The following is a 17,918-nucleotide window of genomic DNA, read 5'->3' as shown; positions in this document are numbered from 1 at the left end:
TTTACCGAATGAACCATACCAAACTATTCAATGGAAGTCGACAATCGAGTGTGGGAGATTGCAGTCCTCCGCAAGGTCTTGCCGATGCTCGTTTCCGCCTCACGTTCCCTGTCGCTTCCTGCCGTCCTGCCGGGACTCGTCCTGTGTGCGGCAGTCACGCTCTCTGCCTATTTCGTTGAACAACTGCAGATGATGGTTTTCGGCTCGCACTGGATCGAGAGCCTCGTGCTCGCCATTCTGATCGGTATTGCCGTGCGCTCCTCGGTCTGCTTGCCGCAGACTTTCATTCCCGGCATCCAATTCGCCGCCAAGACACTGCTCGAGATTGCAGTCGTGTTGCTCGGCGCCTCGCTCAGCACGGCTGCCATCAGGCAGGCCGGACTGCCGCTTGTCGGTGGAATTGCCGTTCTGGTTGCTCTGTCTCTGGTCGGCAGCTTTGTTATCGGGCGGCTCTTCGGGCTGTCGGCCAGCCTGGCGACGTTGGTTGCTTGCGGCAACTCGATCTGCGGCAATTCTGCAATTGCCGCCGCAGCGCCGGTGATCGGCGCCAAACCCGACGATGTCGCGGCCTCGATAGCCTTTACCGCCCTGCTCGGTATCGGTGCCGTGCTGACGCTGCCGCTTCTTCACCTGCTCTTTGGTCTCAGCGCAGTACAATATGGCGTTTTCGCAGGAGTGACAGCCTACGCCGTCCCGCAAGTCTTGGCGGCCACGGCCTCTGCCGGAGCCGTCAGCACCCAGGTGGGCACGCTCGTCAAACTGATCCGCGTAATGATGCTCGGACCCGTCATCCTCGTGCTCGGCGCAGTTCATGGCCGCCGCCCTGGCGGTTCGCCAGTCAATCTCCGCCATGTTCTCCCGTGGTTCATCCTCGGTTTTGCAGCCATGGCGACGCTTCGTTCCCTCGACGCGATCCCGGCGCCGCTGCTGCCCGGGATGGCAGCTGTCTCCGCCGCCTTCACCGTCACCGCCATGGCCGCTTTGGGCCTCTCCGTCGATGTCAGATCCGTCGCCCATACCGGCGGTCGTGTCCTCGCAGCGGCGGCGCTGTCACTGTTGGCGCTGGGGGCTCTCGGGCTTTGCCTGATCGGGCTGCTGAATATCGTCTGATCAAGGTGATATGCCCAAAATACTTGCAAAGATTCCGGTTGCCTTCCAAACGATCAGCGGCTAGCCTGTATATACAGGTCAGACGGAAGCAAAGATCGTCATGCGGGTCATCTCTTCACAGCAAGCTGCGGATCTTCTCGAAGACGGGATGACTGTCGCTGCTTCCGGTTTTGGAGGATGCTGTCATCCCGAGGCCATCACGGCCGCCGTCGAGGAGCGTTTCCTCGCCTCTGGAAACCCCCGCAATCTGACGCTTCTGTTTGCTGCCAGTACGGGCGATCGCCAGACGCGGGGCATGGGGCACTTCGGTTACGAGGGCCTGGTCGCCTGCGTGATTGCAGGGGGATGGCGCGGAACGCCGCGCCTTGGAAAGCTTGCGATCGAGGAAAAGATCGAAGCGCATTGCTGGCCGCAGGGCGTCATCGCGCAGCTCTATCGGGCGATTGCCGCCGGTCAACCTGGGGTGGTCACCCATATCGGGCTCGGCTCTTTCATGGATCCGCTTCATGGCGGCGGCCGCATGAATGCGACGACGCCGCGTCCCCTTGTCGAGCGTGTGTCGTTGCGCGGCAAGGAATGGCTGCTTTATCCGTCGATGCCGCTCGACTGCGTGCTCTTGCGCGGAACGACGGCCGACGAAGACGGTAACATCACCCTCGAGGATGAGGCCTTCCCGCTCGACGTGCTCGCCATGGCGCAGGCGGGCCGAAACTCCGGTGGCATCGTCGTCGTGCAGGTCAAGCGGATTGCCGAGCGCGGCTCGCTGCAGCCCAATGACGTTCGTATCCCGGCGGCGTTGGTCGATTATGTGGTCGTCTGCGAGGATCCGGCCCAGCACGGCATCAGTTTCGCCGAGACGGACAATATCGCCTATACCGGACGCGTCCGGATGGCGGCGAGCCGCCTGCAGCCGGCGCCGCTGTCGGTCGATAAGATTATTCAGCGACGTGCCTTCCTGGAACTGGCGCCGCTGAACCGCCCGACGATCAATCTCGGCATCGGCATTGCCGCCGGGATCGGCCGCATCGCCAGCGAAGAGGGGTTCGACGATTATACGGTGACGATCGAATCCGGCGTCATCGGCGGCGTGCCGGCCGAGGAGCTGTCCTTCGGCGCCGCGGTCAATCCGACCGCCATCGTCCCACAGGCATCGCAGTTCGACTTTTACGACGGCGGCGGCCTGGATATCGCCTTTCTCGGCATGGCCGAGGTGGATCGGCATGGGGCGGTCAATGTCAGCCGCTTCAATAATTCCATCGTCGGGGTCGGCGGATTCACCAATATCTCGCAGACGGCCAAGCATGTTGTGTATCTCGGCGCATTTTCGGCGGGCGGCGCGCAAATTGCGGTTGCCAACGGCAGGCTCGAGATCATCCAGGACGGCCGCCTTTGCAAGATCGTCGAGGCTGTCGACCAGATCAGTTCGAGCCCGGCCTTTGCGCCGGAGGGACAGTCACAGCTCGTCGTCACCGAGCGGGCGGTTTTTCGGGTGATCGGCGGATGCTTGACGCTGACGGAGTTTGCCCCCGGCATCGATCTTGCCGCCGATGTTCTCGACCGCCTGCCGAAGGGCATCGCGGTGTCGGACCAGCTGAAGCAGATGGATGCGCGCCTGTTTTCGACCCATGCCATGAAGGACTTTGCCCCATGAAAATCGATGGAGCCGCCATCATCGTCACGGGCTCGGCAACGGGCGTTGGGGCTGCATGCGTGAAGCAATTCGCCGAGGGCGGCGCCCGGGTGGTCATCAACTACAGCCGCAGCAAAAAAGAGGCCGATGAGACCGGCGATATCTGCCGCAGTCTGGGCGCGGAGGTCGAGATCGTCCAGGCCGACGTTGCCGATGACGCGGCTTGCCGCCGAATGGTCGCGGTTGCCGTCAACCGATGGGGGCGGCTCGACGCCTTGGTGAACAATGCCGCAATGACGGTCAAATCAGATCCTTTCGATCTGGAGACGCTGTCGGCCGAAGATTTCCAGAACGTTTTCGGTGTCAACGTCATCGGCGCCTATCAGATGTGCCGGGCGGCGGTGGCTGCGATGCGGGACAGCGGCGGCGGTGCGATCGTCAATGTCTCATCCAACGTTGCCTTTACCGGTGGCGGCAGCTCGCTTGCCTATACGGCTTCCAAGGGCGCGCTCAATGCGCTGACCTTGGCTTTGGCCCGCACCTGCGGTCCCGATATCCGCGTGAACGCGGTGTGTCCCGGCATCATCGATACGCGCTGGATGCGCGACACGCTCGGGCCGGATGCCTATGGAGCCATTGCCAAGCGATTTTCGGAAACCGCGCCGCTCGGTCGGGTTGCGACACCGGAAGACGTTGCCGGTGCCATTGTCTGGCTTGTTCAGGGGGCAGACTTCGTCACCGGCGAATTGCTTTCCGTTGACGGCGGCATCCGCCTGTCCGGTGGCGTTCGCAAACCCGTAGCATCCGGGGGAGCCGCTTCGTGACGCTATCGGCCCAATCCATCCTTGATTTTCCGGTGCCGCAGGCAACACATGTGGTCACCGCAAGGGATGCCATCCTTTACGCCCTGTCGGTTGGCTACGGCACCAACGCGCTCGACGAAAAAGCATTGAACTACGTCTATGAACGCGATCTCGTGACCGTGCCGACCCTTGCCAATATCGTGGCGCATCCGGGGCCATGGATGAAGGACACAGGCGTCGACTGGGCGCGTCTGGTGCATTCCGAACATCGCCTGACGATCCATCGGCCGGTCCCCCTCGATGTGCCGCTCGTCTCCCGCTCGCGCGTCCTGTCGGTGATCGACCGCGGCGTTGAGAAAGGAATGTTCGTCAGCTTCGAGCGCTTGATCGCAACCGTGGACGGTGATGAGCCGATCGCGACCATCGTTCAGACGAATGCGTGCCGCGGCGACGGTGGATGCGGCTCGGCTGGATCTGCGCCCGAACCGTTGCCGAAAGTCCCGGACAGAGAGCCGGACCTTGAATTCAATATCGACATCCCTGACAACGCCGCACTGCTCTATCGCCTGAACGGCGATCTCAATCCGCTGCACGTCGACCCTCAGGCAGCCGGCAAAAGCGGCTTTGACCGGCCGATCCTGCATGGGCTCTGCAGCTTCGGTTATGCGGGCTACGCCATTGTCGCTGCTATCGATCCAAGCATGGCCAGCGGCTTGAGCGCCATCGCGGCGCGTTTCAGCGCGCCGATCTTTCCCGGCGAAACGATCACCGTGCAGATGTGGCGCAACGATGCCGAGATTCGCTTCCGCGGCCTCGTTGCTTCTCGCGGCGCGACCATCCTCGACAATGGCATGGCGAGGTTGTCATGACGAAAGCGGTCAAACCGGCCGCCGGCGAGGCGCGCCACTATATCAGGATCAAGGAGCAGATCCTGGCCGAGATCGCCGAGGGCAAGCTGCAGCCGGGAGACCGGGTATCCTCTGAGAGCGAACTGGTGGCGGCATTCGGCGTCAGCCGCATGACGGCGAACCGGGCGCTGCGGGAGTTGATGTTCGAGGGTGTTCTCAAGCGATCCGCCGGGATCGGAACCTTCGTTTCACCCAAGCACCTCGACGTCGATCTGCTTCAGATCCGCAACATAGCCGACGAAATACTGGAACGGGGTCACAAGCATCAGGCAGCTGTCGTCGCGGCCGGCTTGATGAAGGCGGATGCCAACGTCGCCGATGCGCTCGAACTCATCCTCGGCGCTGAAGTGATGCATTCGCTGATCGTGCACATGGAAAACGACCGGCCCATTCAGGTCGAGGAACGCTATGTCAATCCCCTGGTCGCGCCCGACTATCTCTCGACCGACTTCCGCAGCATGACGCCGCACGAATATCTGACGAAAGTGGCGCCGATAACGGCGTTCGAACATATCGTCCAGGCCGTCAAACCGGATACGACGATACGCAAATATCTGGGCCTCAGGAATGATCACCCTTGCCTGCGCGTCTTTCGAAGAACCTGGTCAGGCGAGGCCGTCGTGACCTGCGCGCTGTTATACTATCCCGGCGCGCAATATCGGCTGGAAGCACGGTCCAGCAAGGGTCCCTCCAGGCCCGTCGCCATTCTCGGAGAGAAACAGTGAGCGCTACCAATTCTCCGTCGATCATCTTCAGTGCGGCGCCGCCGACGATCGAGGACATCGCAGCAATTGCCCGTCGTCAAGCAAGGATCGAGGTATCAGCCGAGGTCGAGGCCCGAATTGTGGCCGCACGCGCCGTCGTCGACCGTTATACGGAAAGCGATCTGCCGGTCTATGGCCTGACGACGGGACTTGGGGCGGGGGTCGATACACGACTTGCAACGGAAGATTTGGTGGCGTTCCAGATGCGCGTGCCGCAAGCCCGCTCGGTCGGTGTCGGAGAACCGCTTGCCCGGGAATCCGTGCGGGCGATGATGGCGGTCAGGGCCGCCGGCATGGCGGCGGGCGGTTCCGGCGTTTCGCTGAAAGTCTTCCAGGGTCTGATTGCCGCCATCAATGCCGGTGTGCATCCTGTCGTCCCCTCACTGGGCTCGATCGGTGCGGCGGACTTGGCCCCGCTTGCCCATATGAGCCGGGGCCTTCTCGGCTTCGGTGAGATCGAGCTTGGCGGCGAAGTGCTGCCGGCCGCCATCGCCCTTGAAAGGGCCGGCCTGAAGCCTCTCGAATTCGCGCCGAAGGACGGACATGCGCTTGTTGTGGCCAACAGCCTCTCCATCGGCCTCGCCTGCTTGACGCTTGTGGATATCGAGCAGCTCTTCGATTGGTCCCTGAAGGCGATTGCCGTTAATTTCGAAGCATTCCGGGCCAATGTCAGTGCCTTCGACGACCGCGCTCTGGCTGCAAGACCGGCCTTTGGGCAGCGCCGCGTCGCGGCTCAGCTGATGGAGCTTCTTTCGGGCAGCTCCTTGCTTGCCGCCGATGCAGCAAGGCGTCTCCAGGATCCTTTGAGCTACCGCTGCACACCGCAGGTCTGGGGCGCGTTGCGGCATGCGATCGATGAGGCAAGGCAGGCGACTGAGATTGAGCTCGTCAGTTCCAGCGACAATCCTGTTGTGATCGCATCCGAAGGCGTCATTCTTTCACACGGCAATTTTGACATGACCGCGTTTGTGCTCGCCTGGGAAAGGCTGGGGCAGGCGATGGCACATTGTGCGGCAGGCACCGCCTATCGGATCATGAAGATCATGTCGCCTGCTATGTCTGACCTGCCACGCTTTCTGACCCCGATGGGCCAGAGCCGTACCGGTTTTGCGACCGTGCAAAAGACCGTCTCTGCCATGGAGGCCGAAATCCGCCATCTGGCCATGCCGGTTTCGCTTTCGCCCATTCCTGTCGCCGATGGCGTCGAAGACCAGGCATCGATGGCTCCGAGTGTTTTGGCAAAGGCGCAGGCAATCGTCGAGCGCCTGCGCTATCTGGTCGCCATCGAACTGATCGCATCGGTACAGGCCGTCGAACTCAGAGGCGTCTCGGGCGAATTGGGCAAGGGATCGGCGCAAGCCTATGCCTTTGTCCGCACCCACGTCCCGGCGCTTGAAGAAGATCGCGCGCAAGGGCCGGATTTTGCGACGATTGCCGCATTGATCGGGCTCGGCCCGCAATAAGCCGGTTCGCCACTGCCCCGGCAAGAAGGGCAGGGTGCCGACCGGTCATGCCGACGGTTATTCCGGGGAATGCCGTCGGTTCGTTCATTGAAAAGTCAACAAGAGGGAATGACTATGAAAAATTGGACAAAAGGTATCTTTGCAGCCGGCATCATGACAGCCGCCATGTTCCAGTCTGCATCCGCAGAGACCATCAAGGTCGGCAGCAAGAATTTCACCGAGCAGTTCATCCTCGCCGAAATGTACGCCGCCGTTTTGGAAAATGCCGGCATCACCGTCGAGCGCAAGATCAACCTCGGCGGCACGCTGATTGCTCACCAGGCATTGGTGGCCGGCGAGATCGATCTCTATCCGGAATATACCGGCACGGCGCTCGCTTCTGTCGTCAAGGGTGAGATGTCGACCGATGCCGAGAAGGTCTACACGCAGGTCAAGGATTTCTACGCCAAGCAGTTCAACCTCACCTGGCTGAAGCCGAGCGGCATCAACAATGGCTATGTCATCGTGGTCCGGCAGGAAACGGCGCAGGCCAACAATCTGAAAAGCCTGTCGGACCTCGCCAAGGTTTCGAAGACCCTGGTCTTCGGCGGCGGCGCTGAATTTCCGGACCGCGCCGATGGCCTGCCCGGCCTGAAGCGTGTCTACGACGCCGAGTTCAAGGAGTTCAAGCAGTTTGCCAAGCTTGGCCTTCGTTATGACGCGCTGGAACAAAAGGACATTGACGTCGCCAATGGCGCCGCGACCGACTGGCAGATCGGCTCGAAGAACCTCGTGCCGTTGGCAGACGACAAGGGTCTGTTTCCGCCCTACTACGTGGCCCCGGTTGTCCGCCAGGACGTGCTGAAGGCCAATCCGAAGGTTGCCGAACTGCTGGAAGCGGTCGGCACCCATCTCGATAACGAGAAAATGCGGGTCCTCAATGCCAAGGTCGAGACCGATCACGAGGAAGCCAAGGACGTGGCGGTCGAATTCCTCAAGGAAAACGGCCTGCTGCCGAAATGATTGTCACGCCCGCGGCCGGGTATCGATCCGGCCGCGATCTGGCGTGGCGATTTCTTTAGGGTGACTGTTCGAAAATCCGTCCGTTCAGCAGCCGGACAGGAATGTGGAGAAGCGGGAAATGCAGGAAATCTGGATCGATTATCTCAACGCCCTCGATGCCAAGGCGCTGGCGCTGACGAATGACGAGATTCTCGATGCGGTGTCGAAAGCGCTGGATGCGCAGGGCAGGGGCGAAACCGTCATCGAGCCGCGTGTTCATCTTGTGCCGGAGAGCTCCGACAAAGGCCATTTCAACGTGCTTCGCGGCTATGTCAAAGCGCTGAACTATGCCGGCGTCAAAGTCGTCGGCGACTTCGTCGACAACTACAAGGTCGATCTGCCCTCGGAGCTTGCGGTTCTCAACCTGTTCGACCCGAACACGGGCGTGCCGAAGGCCATCATCGACGCAACTGCTATCACCGACATGCGCACCGGCGCCGTGACCGCCCTTGGCGCAAAGTATCTCGCCCGCAAGGACAGCAAGATTCTCGGCCATATCGGTGCTCGCGGAACCTCTTACTGGAATGTCCGGCTTCTCGACCATCTCTTCGATTTCGATGAAATCCGCGTGCATTCGCGCCGCCCGGAAAGCCGTGATGCCTTCGCAAAGCGTCTTGAGGCGGATCTCGGCAAGAGGATCATCGTCACCGACAATTGGCAGGATTGCCTCAAGGGCGCCGATATCATGGTCGAGGCCAGCCGCCTGCCGGAACCGGCGCCGCTGTTCAAGACGGAATGGGTGAAGAAGGGGGCCTTCGTCGTGCCCTATGGCACGATGAGCGCGCTTGAATTCGATCTCACCAATATCATGGACAAGGTCGTCGTCGACGATTGGGGACAATGCGGCCCCGGCAAGCCGTTCGGAGCACTTCGCCGTCACGTCGACGAGGGCAAGGTGACGGCAGAGAATCTGCATGCCGAAATCGGCCAGATCGTCTGCGGCATGAAACCCGGCCGCGAAAGCGACGAGGAGACGATCCTGTTCTGGCATCGCGGCCTCAGCACGACCGACGTGGCGCTCGGCGCCGCCATGGTCGATAAGGCAAGAGAAATGAACATCGGCCAGCGCCTGCGGTTCGCATAAATAGCCATGGTCATGTCCAAGCCAATCGCCTGTTCGAGAATGTATAATCTCAGCCCGCGCATTCGTGGCCTGTGGGACGCGCTGTTTGCGCTGGTCAGCCTACGTTCCGGCGTCGAGCTGGAGATCATCGCTCATGCCGCACCAGCACCCTTGTCGGCGTTATGGGCGAGACCGGACATGGGAGCGGTCTTCATGTGTGGCTATCCGTTTTCGCGCATGCCTGAGGGCTTAAGACCGGCTGCCCTTGCGGCACCCGTCTCGAGCGAAGCATGGTCTTTGGACCAGCCACTCTATGCCAGCCACATCCTCGTCGCCTCCACCGGGTCGGTGAACGCGGTGGCGGATCTCGCTGCGGCACGCTGGGGCTGGACCGTGCGCGATTCCCAATCGGGCTACCACGCGGCGCGCTCCTACCTTGCCGGCCGATTTGCGGGCACGATGAAGCAGAGCACGACGGTCGGACCACTGCTCAATCCCTCAGGCATCGTCGCAGCCCTCAAGGATGGTAGGATCGATGCGGGCGCGATCGACGCTTATGCCTTCCAATTGTTGTCGATGCACGAACGCGACGCGATCGATGGCCTTCGCATTCTGGCGACGACTGATCCGCTTCCTGCGCCGCTGTTGGTTGCCGCGCAAACATTACCCGTGGACATCGCCACAGCGTTACAGCGGAGCCTCGTGACGTTGCATGAAACGCCTGAGGGAGCGGCTGCTTTGGAACGGCTCGGCCTCAGGCGATTTTCGTCGGTCGCTCCGTCGGCCTACGATGTCCTGCCGCAGAGAGCCGACGACGCCGATCGCAGATTGGGGATCTCATGGTAGACAGGCGAACGAGCGCCCGGACGCGGAGGTCTCGACAATGAAATGGGTCCCTAAACACCTCGACCGGCTATTCGAAGCGCTGTTGGAGCACCTGTATCTCGTTTTTTCCTCGGTCGGCATTGCCCTGGTGATCTCGCTGATCGTCGGGATATGGGCGGCAAGGCGGCCGCGGAGCTTTGCGGTTATCATCATCTTCACCGGTATCCTGTTCGCCGTGCCGAGCCTGGCGCTGTTTGCGCTTCTCATTCCTGTCATGGGGATTGGGGCGGCACCCGCCATTACCGGTCTTGCCGCCTACTCGCTGATGATCCTGATCCGCAATATCGGCATGGGGTTTCAGGCAATTCCGCGTGACATACTCGAAGCTGCCGATGGCATGGGCTACGGCACCGCGCGCCGGATCTGGGAAGTCGAGCTGCCGCTGGCGATGCCCTATATCGTCGGCGGTATCCGCATTGCCATGGTGACGGTCATCGGCATCGCGACCGTTGCCGCCTATATCAATGCCGGCGGGCTCGGCGTCATCATTTTCGAAGGCATCGACCAGCGGTTTCCCGAAAAGATCATCGCGGGCGGGCTGCTGACGTCATTTCTGGCGCTCTTTGCCGACTACTGCTTTGCATCGTTCGAAAAGCTGCTGCGCCGGCGCAGTGGAGGTAAAGCAGCATGATCGTTATCGATGCATTCAGCTGGATCTTCAACAACTCCGGTACCTTCTTCAACGCTTTCAATCGCCATCTTCTGATGTGCGTCCTATCGCTCGGCATCGCTTTCGTCATTGCCGTGCCACTCGGATTTGCCGTTGCACGGGCACCGCGCGCCGCCTTTGCAGTGGTCAATATTGCCGGCGCCTTGCGCTCCATACCGAGCCTTGCGATCCTGTCGGCGGCGATGCCCTTTCTCGGCATCGGATTGTTGCCGTCGGTGGTCGCCCTCATCGTCCTTGCCGTGCCGCCACTGCTGTTGAGCACGATCATCGGCATCCGCGAGATCGACGCTTCGGTGATCGATGCGGCCGATGGAATGGGCATGAGCGGCGGGCAGATGCTGTGGGAGATCGAACTTCCTCTGGCCGTTCCGTCGATTCTGTCAGGCGTCAGGACGAGTGCCATCCAGGTCATCGGCGGGGCGGCGCTGGCCTCCTTCATCGGCGGTGGCGGGCTTGGCGATTTCATTAATGCCGGCATTGCGATCATGAACATGCCGCGCCTTCTCGTCGGAGCGGTCCCGATCGCGTTGCTCGCGATCTTTGCGGAACTGGCGTTCGGCGCACTGGAGCGCGTCTTCACTCAACGGCGCTAAGCGGCCGAAAGCGGATATCAGGATGATTCATCTCGACCATGTTACGAAGAATTACGGCGGAAGCGGCTCGCATGCGGTCGACAATCTCGATCTTCTGATCGAGACCGGTACGACGGTTGCCCTGATCGGCCCTTCAGGCTGCGGCAAGACCACGACCATGCGCATGATCAATCAGTTGGAAACACCCACGACGGGACGTGTGCTGGTCGATGGCAGAGATATCGCCCGGGTCGATCAGAAAGAGCTGCGCCGCAGCATCGGCTATGTCATCCAGCAAGTCGGTCTGTTTCCGCATATGTCAATCGCGCGCAATGTCGCGACCGTGCCGCGGCTTCTCGGTTGGGAAAAGGCGCGCAGTGATCGCCGGGTCGACGAACTGTTGGATCTCGTCGGACTTGATCCGGCCATCATGCGGCAGCGCCTGCCACACGAATTGTCGGGCGGGCAGCGTCAGCGCGTCGGTTTCGCGCGTGCGCTCGCCGCCGACCCTGCCATTATGCTGATGGACGAACCATTCGGCGCGATCGATCCGATCACCCGCGTTCGGCTTCAGGACGAATTCCGCGATATTCTCAGGAAGGTGAAGAAGACCGTCGTCATCGTCACCCATGATCTCGATGAGGCGATCAAGATGGGTGATCGCATCGCCATCATGCGGGATGGCCGCCTTCTTCAATATGATACCCCGCAGGAAATCCTCGCTCGTCCCGTCAATGAATTCGTCGAGAGTTTCCTCGGCCCCGACCGAGCCATAAAAAGGCTGAGCTTGATTGCCGTATCGATGATCATGACCGCGCCGGAACCGTCGAACGGCGATGCCGAGATCGACGCTGACGCCACGGTTCACGACGCCTTGGCGCTTATCCTCTCCGGTGAGATGCCGGGTCTGCACGTTAGAGCCGCGAATGGGACGCTTGCGGGATATTTGTCTCGTGACACCTTGTTGCGCGCCAATCGGCTGTAGAGCATCCAGCAAAGTGCGCAGCGGTCTTGCGCCCGAAATTGCACAAAACCAAAAAAGATAAAGCGTTTCCATGGCGCGGGGAAAGCGGAAGTGCTCCGGCTGGGTCGTTTGCGGAGCAGGACGACATCGCCAGTCGCTATGACGACCGGTATTAACCTTTGAGCGCTTGCAGGCAGGCATCGACCGCCACACGGGTGGATAGTGTTGAAATATATTTCATAGCATGAATTATATTGACAGCGCTCTGCCGTTGCGATTATCTGCCCATACCGGACTTCGAGGAGGAACTCCGGTCTTCAATGGATCATCGGCAGCTGCTGAGGCGCCGCCGGATATTTGGGAGGGGCTTCGGCCTCGAGGAGGAAACTTGCGCAAATTTCTAAGCACGACCGCATTGGCGGTCCTCGCATCGACGCTTTATGCCGGCATGGCCAGCGCGGACACGGAAAATCCGTTCCGCTGCAAGCCCGGTGAAAAATACGTCATGAACGTCATGGTATCGGGCGTCGAATATTGGTTCCCGGTCTATGAAATGTTCAAGCAGGCCGGTCAGCAGCTCGGTTGCGAGACTGCCTATACCGGCACGCCGGAATATGACGTCAACAAGCAGATCGCCACTTTCGACCAGGCGCTGGCCCAGAACCCGGCCGGTATTCTCGTTCACCCGATGAACTCCGACCCGTTCATCGAGCCGATCAACCGGGCGATCGACCAGGGCACGGCGGTCGTGACCTTCGCAGCCGATGCGCCGCTCTCCAAGCGCATCTCGTTCGTCACCTCGGACAATACCCGCGAAGGCACCTATGCGGCCGACGCGATTGCCGAAAAGATGGGTGGCAAGGGTGAATATGCCGTTCTGGAAAATCCGGGCCAGGACAACCACGACAAGCGTATCGCCGCCTTCATCGCCCGTATGGAGGAAAAATATCCTGATATGAAGCTGGTCGGCCGCGCTGCGTCCAATCAGGACCCGAACAGGGCCTATCAGGGTCTGATGAGCTTGGTGCAGGCACATCCGAACATTGGCGCCGTCTTCATGCCGGAAGCGAATTCGGCCATCGGCGCTTCGCAGGCCAACAAGGAAAGCGGCGGCAAGATCCTCGTGATGTGCGCCGACGTCAACGCCAACATTCTCGACATGATCAAGGCGGGCGAAGTGTTCGGCTCGATCAACCCGAACCAGGGCATGCAGGGTTACATGGGCTTCATGCTCCTGTGGCTTGCCAAGCATCCAGAACTCATCGACCCGATGAACGACGCAAAGCGCGTCGGCTTCAATCCGATGAGCATTCCGTTCGTCGACAACGGCCTGTCGATCGTTACGGCTGATAATGCCGATGACTTCTACTGGGACAAGTACCTGAAGCGGCGGGGTACCAAAGGCATCGAGGAGTAAGCCTTTGTGCCGGCTGTCCGGGGGCAGGAAACTCCGGACAGCCACCGCGAGCGGGAGGAGGAGACGATGATGGCGTCGGTGCCGGTTTTGGAAATCCGCAATGTCAGCAAGCACTTCGGTGCGGTGAAGGCGTTGACGGAGGTGAGCTTCAGCTTGGAAAAAGGCGAGGTTCATGCGCTTTGCGGCGAAAACGGCGCGGGCAAATCGACGCTGATGAACATCATTGCCGGCGTGTTGCAGCCGACCGAGGGCGACGTTCTCGTCGATGGCGCGCCGGTAAAGGTGACGTCGCCGGCCGTGGCGCAATCGCTGGGGCTTGGCCTCGTGCATCAGGAAATCGCGCTCTGCCCCGATGCGACGGTGGCCGAGAACATGTTCATGGCGGCGACCAACCGCCGCCGCTCGCCTTTCATGAACTATGGCCGGCTGGAGCGGGATGCGCAGGTCGTGATGAACCGTCTGGCGCCGATCGACGTGCGCCGCAAAGTCGGCGACCTGTCGATCTCCAGCCAGCAGCTTGTCGAGATCGCCAAGGCACTGACGCTCGATTGTCGGGTGCTGATTTTCGACGAACCGACGGCGGCATTGACGGAATCGGAGACGCAGATCCTCTTCGGAATCATCCGCGACCTCAAGGCGCAAGGTATTTCGATCATCTATATCAGCCACCGCATGGCCGAAATCTTCAGCCTGTGCGACCGGGTCACCGTGTTTCGCGATGGCCGTTATGTCTCGACGGAGAAAGTGGCGGACGTGACGCCGGATGATGTGGTGCGCCGCATGGTCGGACGCGAGATCACCCAGCTCTATCCGGAAAAGCAGGCGCCGACGGAGCGGACCGACGAGATCATTCTGAGCGTCCGCGATCTCGGCGACGGCAGCCGCTTCACGGATGTGAGCTTTGACCTGCGCAAGGGTGAAATTCTCGGCGTCGGCGGGCTGATCGGCTCGGGCCGCACCGAGATAGCCGAAGGTATTTGCGGATTGCGGCCGGTAACCGGCGGCGAGGTGCAACTGCATGGAGAGCGGCTGCGGGCGCGCTCTTATGCGCAGGCCGCGCAGACGGGCGTCGTCTATCTGTCGGAAGACCGGAAAGGCTCCGGCATTTTCCTCGATCTTTCCATTGCCCAGAACATTGCCGTTCTCGATTTGAAATCGCTGACCGGACCACTGGGACTGTTGAATTCCAAGGCCGAGGCGGATCGTGCCCACAACCTGGTCCGGCGGCTCGGCGTGCGGATGGGTGGCATCGACATGCCGGTCTCGTCGCTGTCGGGGGGAAACCAGCAGAAGGTGGCGATTGCCAAGCAACTGGCGGTCGATCCCAAGGTCATCCTGATGGACGAGCCGACCCGCGGCATCGATGTCGGCGCCAAATCGGAAATCCACCGGCTGCTGCGCGATCTCGCGCGCTCCGGCATCGGCATCGTCGTCATCTCGTCGGAACTGCCGGAGCTTCTCGGTCTGTGCGACCGGGTGCTGGTCATCCACGAAGGCACCGTTGCAGGCGAGGTCGAGGGCGAGGCGATGACGGAGGAAGCGATCATGCGGCTCGCCTCGGGGATCGGCGGCCACAACAATTCAAAGGCATCAGAGCATGCCGCGTAGGGAAAAAGCAGGGGCAGGAGACAGGGTCATGGCGGACGCTACATTGGCAACGGCACATCAGGCGCGCGCGCCCGGCTGGAAACGGTTGGGGACGATGCGCGAGGCGGGACTGATCGCGATCATCCTGGCGCTCTGCATTGTCATGAGTTTTGCCTCGCCGCATTTTCTGACGCTCGGCAACTTCCGGGCGATGCTGATGTCGTTTTCGGTGGAAGGGATCGTCGTCGTCGGCATGACCATCCTGTTGATCGTCGGCGGCATCGACCTGTCGGTCGGCTCGGTGGTCTGCTTCTCGATGGTGCTGTCGGGTTCACTGTTCCTGATGGGGCTCGATCCGTGGAGCGCATCCCTGATCGGGATCATTGCCAGCGGTCTGATCGGCTGTGTCATGGGCTTCTTCGTCACGGTTGTCGGGCTCAACCACTTCATCACCTCGCTTGCGGCGATGGTCATCGTGCGTGGTATCTGCCTGATCATCACCAAGGGCACGCCACTGTCGCTGTTTACCTTGCCGCCCTCGTTCAAGGCGGTCGGGCAGGGCACGTTCTATGGCGTCCCCTATGTGATCCTAATTTTTGTTGCGGTCGTCGTGCTGTTCGATTTCCTGCTGCGCCGGGCAACCGCCTTCCGCAAGGTGTTCTACACCGGCAGCAACGAAAAGGCGGCGCTCTATTCCGGTATCAAGACCAACCAGGTAAAGTTCTGGGTGACGGTGCTCTGCGCCACGCTGTCCGGCGTTGCCGGGGTGATCTATATGTCCCGCTTCGGCGCCGCGACCCCGACCTTTGGTGTTGGCATGGAGCTCAACATCATCGCGGCGGCGGTGATCGGTGGTGCGTCGCTGAATGGCGGCTCCGGCACGATCCTTGGGGCTATTCTCGGTATTGCCCTGCTGTCGGTCGTAACAAGCTCGTTGATCTTGCTTGACGTGTCCGTCTATTGGCAAGACATGATCAAAGGCTGCATTCTGCTTGCCGCCGTCTCGATCGACCATTTCCTGCACAAGCGGAAGGCTGCCTGATATGCCGATAGCCAAGCTCAAACCCGCAAATGCGCCGCGCGAGGAAATCGTCATCGCCCGGCAGATGCACCAGGCCCTGGTCCTACATTTCCTCGAGGGACTGACACAGGCGCAGATAGCCGATCAGCTCGGCATCTCGCACGCCACCGTCAATCGCCTGATCAAGCGCGGCCGCCAGCTCGGCCTGGTCGAGATCAAGATCAAGTCGCCGGTCGAGCCGCTGGTCGATATGGAAGAACGGCTACAAGCGCTTGGCGGCATCGGCCGCGCCGTGGTGGTGCCGACAGTGTCCGACAATCCGCAGACGGCGCTTCAAGCCGTCGGCGAGGCAGCAGCAAGGTTGCTGCTGGAAGAGATCACCGACGGCGATACGATCTGCATCACCGGCGGCAAAGGGGTGAGCGCCGTCGTGGCCGGTCTGCAGCCGCCGCGTCGGTTCAATGTCGAGGTCATTCCGGCAACCGGCTGCGTGCAAGGTAAACACTATACCGATGTCAACCATGTCTCGACCTTGATGGCTGACCGGCTTGGGGGGCGTTCCTACCAGATCCATGCGCCCCTCTTTGCCGATGATGCCGAGCAGCGGGCGATGCTGATCAACATGCGTTCCGTTGCAGACGTTTTCAAACGGGCGCGCGAGGCGAAAGTGGCGGTGGTCGGCATCGGCTCGATCCTCTCGGACGATTCGAGCTATTACGACCTGCATCCGTCCTCGAGCACCGACCGCGCCGCGATCGAGCGCTCCGGCGCCTCCTGCGAATTGCTGGCGCATCTGCTCGATGATCATGGCCAGGTCTGCGATTACAGCCTCAACCGTTCGCTGGTGTCCCTGACTCTGCCGGAATTCGCCTCGATCCCCACCAAGATCGGTGTGGCGAGCGGGCCGAACAAGGCAGGGCCGATCCTCAGCGTTCTGCGCGGCAATCATCTCGATACGCTGGTGACCGATGAGGCGACGGGTGCCCGCGTGCTGGCACTGGCGAATGGCGAAGGAAAATGGGCATGAGCGGACAGCAATTGACACGTGAGATCGGCAAATCGGGCGTTTCCGCCTCGGCGGTCGGACTCGGCACCTGGGCGATCGGCGGCTGGATGTGGGGCGGGACCGATGAGGCCGAATCCATCGCCGCGATCCAGGCATCGCTCGATGCCGGCGTGACGCTGATCGATACGGCACCGGCCTATGGGCTTGGACGTTCCGAGGAGATCGTCGGCAGGGCGTTGACCGGGCGACGCGACAAGGCTGTCATCGCCACCAAATGCGGCCTTGTCTGGCATACGCAGAAGGGCCGTCATTTCTTCGACCAGGACGGCAAGCCGGTGCACCGTTATCTCGGCCGCGACGCGATCCTGCATGAGGTCGAGGAAAGCCTGAGGCGGCTCGGAACCGACTATATCGACCTCTACATCACCCATTGGCAGGACCCGACGACCCCGATTGAGGAAACGATGCGGGCGCTGGAAGACCTCCGCATATCGGGCAAGATCCGGGCGATCGGCGCAAGCAATGTCAGCCCCGACGACCTTAATGCCTATATCGCTGCCGGTGGTCTCGATGCGATCCAGGAGCGGTTCAGCATGATCGACCGGGAGATCGAGGCGGAGCTTCTGCCGCTGACCGAGGCCAACAGCATTGCGACGCTGAGCTACTCGTCGCTGGCGTTAGGATTGCTGTCCGGCACCATCGGTCCTGACCGTGTGTTTTCCGGCGACGATCAGCGCAAGGGCAATCCGCGCTTTTCAGTCGGCAACCGCCAGAAGGCGACGGCGCTGGCCGACGCCATCCAACCGATCGCCGAAAAACACGGCGCCAGCATCGCCCAGATCGTGATTGCCTGGACGCTGGCGCAGCCGGGCGTCACCTTTGCACTTTGCGGGGCGCGCAATCCGGCACAGGCGCTCGACAATGCACGGGCCGGGACCATCCGGCTGGATGCGGTCGATCTTGCCGCCATCGATACGGCCATAGCGGCGAAACTGACTGACATGGACAGGTAGC

General features: G+C 61.2%; 17 protein-coding genes. All 17 read left to right on the top strand.

Going from position 1 to position 17,918, the window contains the following annotated elements; translation table 11 throughout:
• The first annotated feature begins 48 nt into the window (after nucleotides 1-48).
• The 17 genes from HX898_RS20240 to HX898_RS20160 all read left to right on the top strand — a co-directional run bounded on the left by HX898_RS20240 (nucleotide 49) and on the right by HX898_RS20160 (nucleotide 17,917).
• Nucleotides 49-1,110 (top strand): putative sulfate exporter family transporter, encoded by a 1,062-nt coding sequence (locus tag HX898_RS20240; RefSeq protein WP_180195521.1) that lies wholly within the window; start codon nucleotides 49-51, stop codon nucleotides 1,108-1,110.
• Between the two features lie 100 nt (nucleotides 1,111-1,210).
• The gene (locus HX898_RS20235) at nucleotides 1,211-2,761 is read left to right on the top strand and encodes a CoA-transferase (protein ID WP_180195520.1); all 1,551 of its coding nucleotides are present in this window, start codon (nucleotides 1,211-1,213) and stop codon (nucleotides 2,759-2,761) included.
• Entirely contained in the window at nucleotides 2,758-3,564 is an 807-nt protein-coding gene (locus tag HX898_RS20230; protein ID WP_180195519.1) for an SDR family oxidoreductase, read from the top strand. The genes HX898_RS20235 and HX898_RS20230 overlap by 4 nt, the downstream gene beginning before the upstream one ends.
• On the top strand, nucleotides 3,561-4,412 hold the full coding sequence (locus HX898_RS33545; RefSeq protein WP_180195518.1) for a MaoC family dehydratase: 852 nt from the start codon (nucleotides 3,561-3,563) through the stop codon (nucleotides 4,410-4,412). The genes HX898_RS20230 and HX898_RS33545 overlap by 4 nt, the downstream gene beginning before the upstream one ends.
• The gene (gene hutC / locus HX898_RS20220; protein ID WP_180195517.1) at nucleotides 4,409-5,176 is read left to right on the top strand and encodes a histidine utilization repressor; all 768 of its coding nucleotides are present in this window, start codon (nucleotides 4,409-4,411) and stop codon (nucleotides 5,174-5,176) included. The genes HX898_RS33545 and hutC overlap by 4 nt, the downstream gene beginning before the upstream one ends.
• Nucleotides 5,173-6,678: a histidine ammonia-lyase gene (gene hutH / locus HX898_RS20215; RefSeq protein WP_180195516.1), complete on the top strand. Its 1,506-nt coding sequence runs from the start codon at nucleotides 5,173-5,175 to the stop codon at nucleotides 6,676-6,678. Before hutC ends, hutH begins: the two co-directional genes overlap by 4 nt.
• 69 nt (nucleotides 6,679-6,747) lie before the next feature.
• A complete protein-coding gene (locus HX898_RS20210; RefSeq protein ID WP_173883659.1) occupies nucleotides 6,748-7,680 on the top strand; it encodes a glycine betaine ABC transporter substrate-binding protein in 933 nt (310 codons plus the stop codon).
• Nucleotides 7,681-7,798: 118 nt separating this feature from the next.
• Complete coding sequence (locus tag HX898_RS20205) at nucleotides 7,799-8,803, top strand: ornithine cyclodeaminase family protein (protein WP_180195515.1); 1,005 nt, start codon at nucleotides 7,799-7,801, stop codon at nucleotides 8,801-8,803.
• Between the two features lie 6 nt (nucleotides 8,804-8,809).
• Nucleotides 8,810-9,628, top strand: a complete 819-nt coding sequence (locus HX898_RS20200; protein WP_180195514.1) for a PhnD/SsuA/transferrin family substrate-binding protein — start codon at nucleotides 8,810-8,812, stop codon at nucleotides 9,626-9,628.
• A gap of 37 nt (nucleotides 9,629-9,665) precedes the next feature.
• Nucleotides 9,666-10,298 carry an ABC transporter permease gene (locus HX898_RS20195; protein WP_065283107.1) on the top strand — a complete coding sequence of 211 codons (633 nt, stop codon included), beginning with the start codon at nucleotides 9,666-9,668 and terminating at the stop codon, nucleotides 10,296-10,298.
• Nucleotides 10,295-10,930 (top strand): ABC transporter permease, encoded by a 636-nt coding sequence (locus HX898_RS20190; RefSeq protein WP_029871235.1) that lies wholly within the window; start codon nucleotides 10,295-10,297, stop codon nucleotides 10,928-10,930. The genes HX898_RS20195 and HX898_RS20190 overlap by 4 nt, the downstream gene beginning before the upstream one ends.
• A 22-nt stretch (nucleotides 10,931-10,952) precedes the next feature.
• Entirely contained in the window at nucleotides 10,953-11,894 is a 942-nt protein-coding gene (locus tag HX898_RS20185; protein ID WP_138388830.1) for an ABC transporter ATP-binding protein, read from the top strand.
• Between the two features lie 367 nt (nucleotides 11,895-12,261).
• A complete protein-coding gene (locus tag HX898_RS20180; protein WP_180195513.1) occupies nucleotides 12,262-13,290 on the top strand; it encodes a substrate-binding domain-containing protein in 1,029 nt (342 codons plus the stop codon).
• A 69-nt stretch (nucleotides 13,291-13,359) separates the two neighbouring features.
• On the top strand, nucleotides 13,360-14,898 hold the full coding sequence (locus HX898_RS20175) for a sugar ABC transporter ATP-binding protein (RefSeq protein ID WP_138388997.1): 1,539 nt from the start codon (nucleotides 13,360-13,362) through the stop codon (nucleotides 14,896-14,898).
• A 28-nt stretch (nucleotides 14,899-14,926) separates the two neighbouring features.
• Entirely contained in the window at nucleotides 14,927-15,919 is a 993-nt protein-coding gene (locus HX898_RS20170; RefSeq protein ID WP_018480686.1) for an ABC transporter permease, read from the top strand.
• A gap of 1 nt (nucleotide 15,920) precedes the next feature.
• A complete protein-coding gene (locus tag HX898_RS20165; RefSeq protein WP_018480685.1) occupies nucleotides 15,921-16,925 on the top strand; it encodes a sugar-binding transcriptional regulator in 1,005 nt (334 codons plus the stop codon).
• Entirely contained in the window at nucleotides 16,922-17,917 is a 996-nt protein-coding gene (locus HX898_RS20160; RefSeq protein WP_180195512.1) for an aldo/keto reductase, read from the top strand. The genes HX898_RS20165 and HX898_RS20160 overlap by 4 nt, the downstream gene beginning before the upstream one ends.
• Nucleotide 17,918: the final 1 nt, after the last annotated feature.

This window comes from Rhizobium sp. WYCCWR 11128 (assembly GCF_013416305.1).
GTDB lineage: Bacteria > Pseudomonadota > Alphaproteobacteria > Rhizobiales > Rhizobiaceae > Rhizobium > Rhizobium indicum.
Note: the sequence above shows the minus strand (reverse complement) of the source record. Positions and strands in the feature narration are given on the sequence as shown.

Coding starts and splice junctions, on each gene's coding strand:
- HX898_RS20175 (WP_138388997.1), top strand. CDS start 13,360: ATGGCGTCGGTGCCGGTTTTGGAAATCCGCAATGTCAGCAAGCACTTC.
- HX898_RS20205 (WP_180195515.1), top strand. CDS start 7,799: ATGCAGGAAATCTGGATCGATTATCTCAACGCCCTCGATGCCAAGGCG.
- HX898_RS20165 (WP_018480685.1), top strand. CDS start 15,921: ATGCCGATAGCCAAGCTCAAACCCGCAAATGCGCCGCGCGAGGAAATC.
- HX898_RS20190 (WP_029871235.1), top strand. CDS start 10,295: ATGATCGTTATCGATGCATTCAGCTGGATCTTCAACAACTCCGGTACC.
- HX898_RS20235 (WP_180195520.1), top strand. CDS start 1,211: ATGCGGGTCATCTCTTCACAGCAAGCTGCGGATCTTCTCGAAGACGGG.
- HX898_RS20200 (WP_180195514.1), top strand. CDS start 8,810: ATGGTCATGTCCAAGCCAATCGCCTGTTCGAGAATGTATAATCTCAGC.
- HX898_RS20230 (WP_180195519.1), top strand. CDS start 2,758: ATGAAAATCGATGGAGCCGCCATCATCGTCACGGGCTCGGCAACGGGC.
- HX898_RS20210 (WP_173883659.1), top strand. CDS start 6,748: ATGCCGTCGGTTCGTTCATTGAAAAGTCAACAAGAGGGAATGACTATG.
- HX898_RS20170 (WP_018480686.1), top strand. CDS start 14,927: ATGGCGGACGCTACATTGGCAACGGCACATCAGGCGCGCGCGCCCGGC.
- HX898_RS20160 (WP_180195512.1), top strand. CDS start 16,922: ATGAGCGGACAGCAATTGACACGTGAGATCGGCAAATCGGGCGTTTCC.
- HX898_RS20185 (WP_138388830.1), top strand. CDS start 10,953: ATGATTCATCTCGACCATGTTACGAAGAATTACGGCGGAAGCGGCTCG.
- hutC (WP_180195517.1), top strand. CDS start 4,409: ATGACGAAAGCGGTCAAACCGGCCGCCGGCGAGGCGCGCCACTATATC.
- HX898_RS20195 (WP_065283107.1), top strand. CDS start 9,666: ATGAAATGGGTCCCTAAACACCTCGACCGGCTATTCGAAGCGCTGTTG.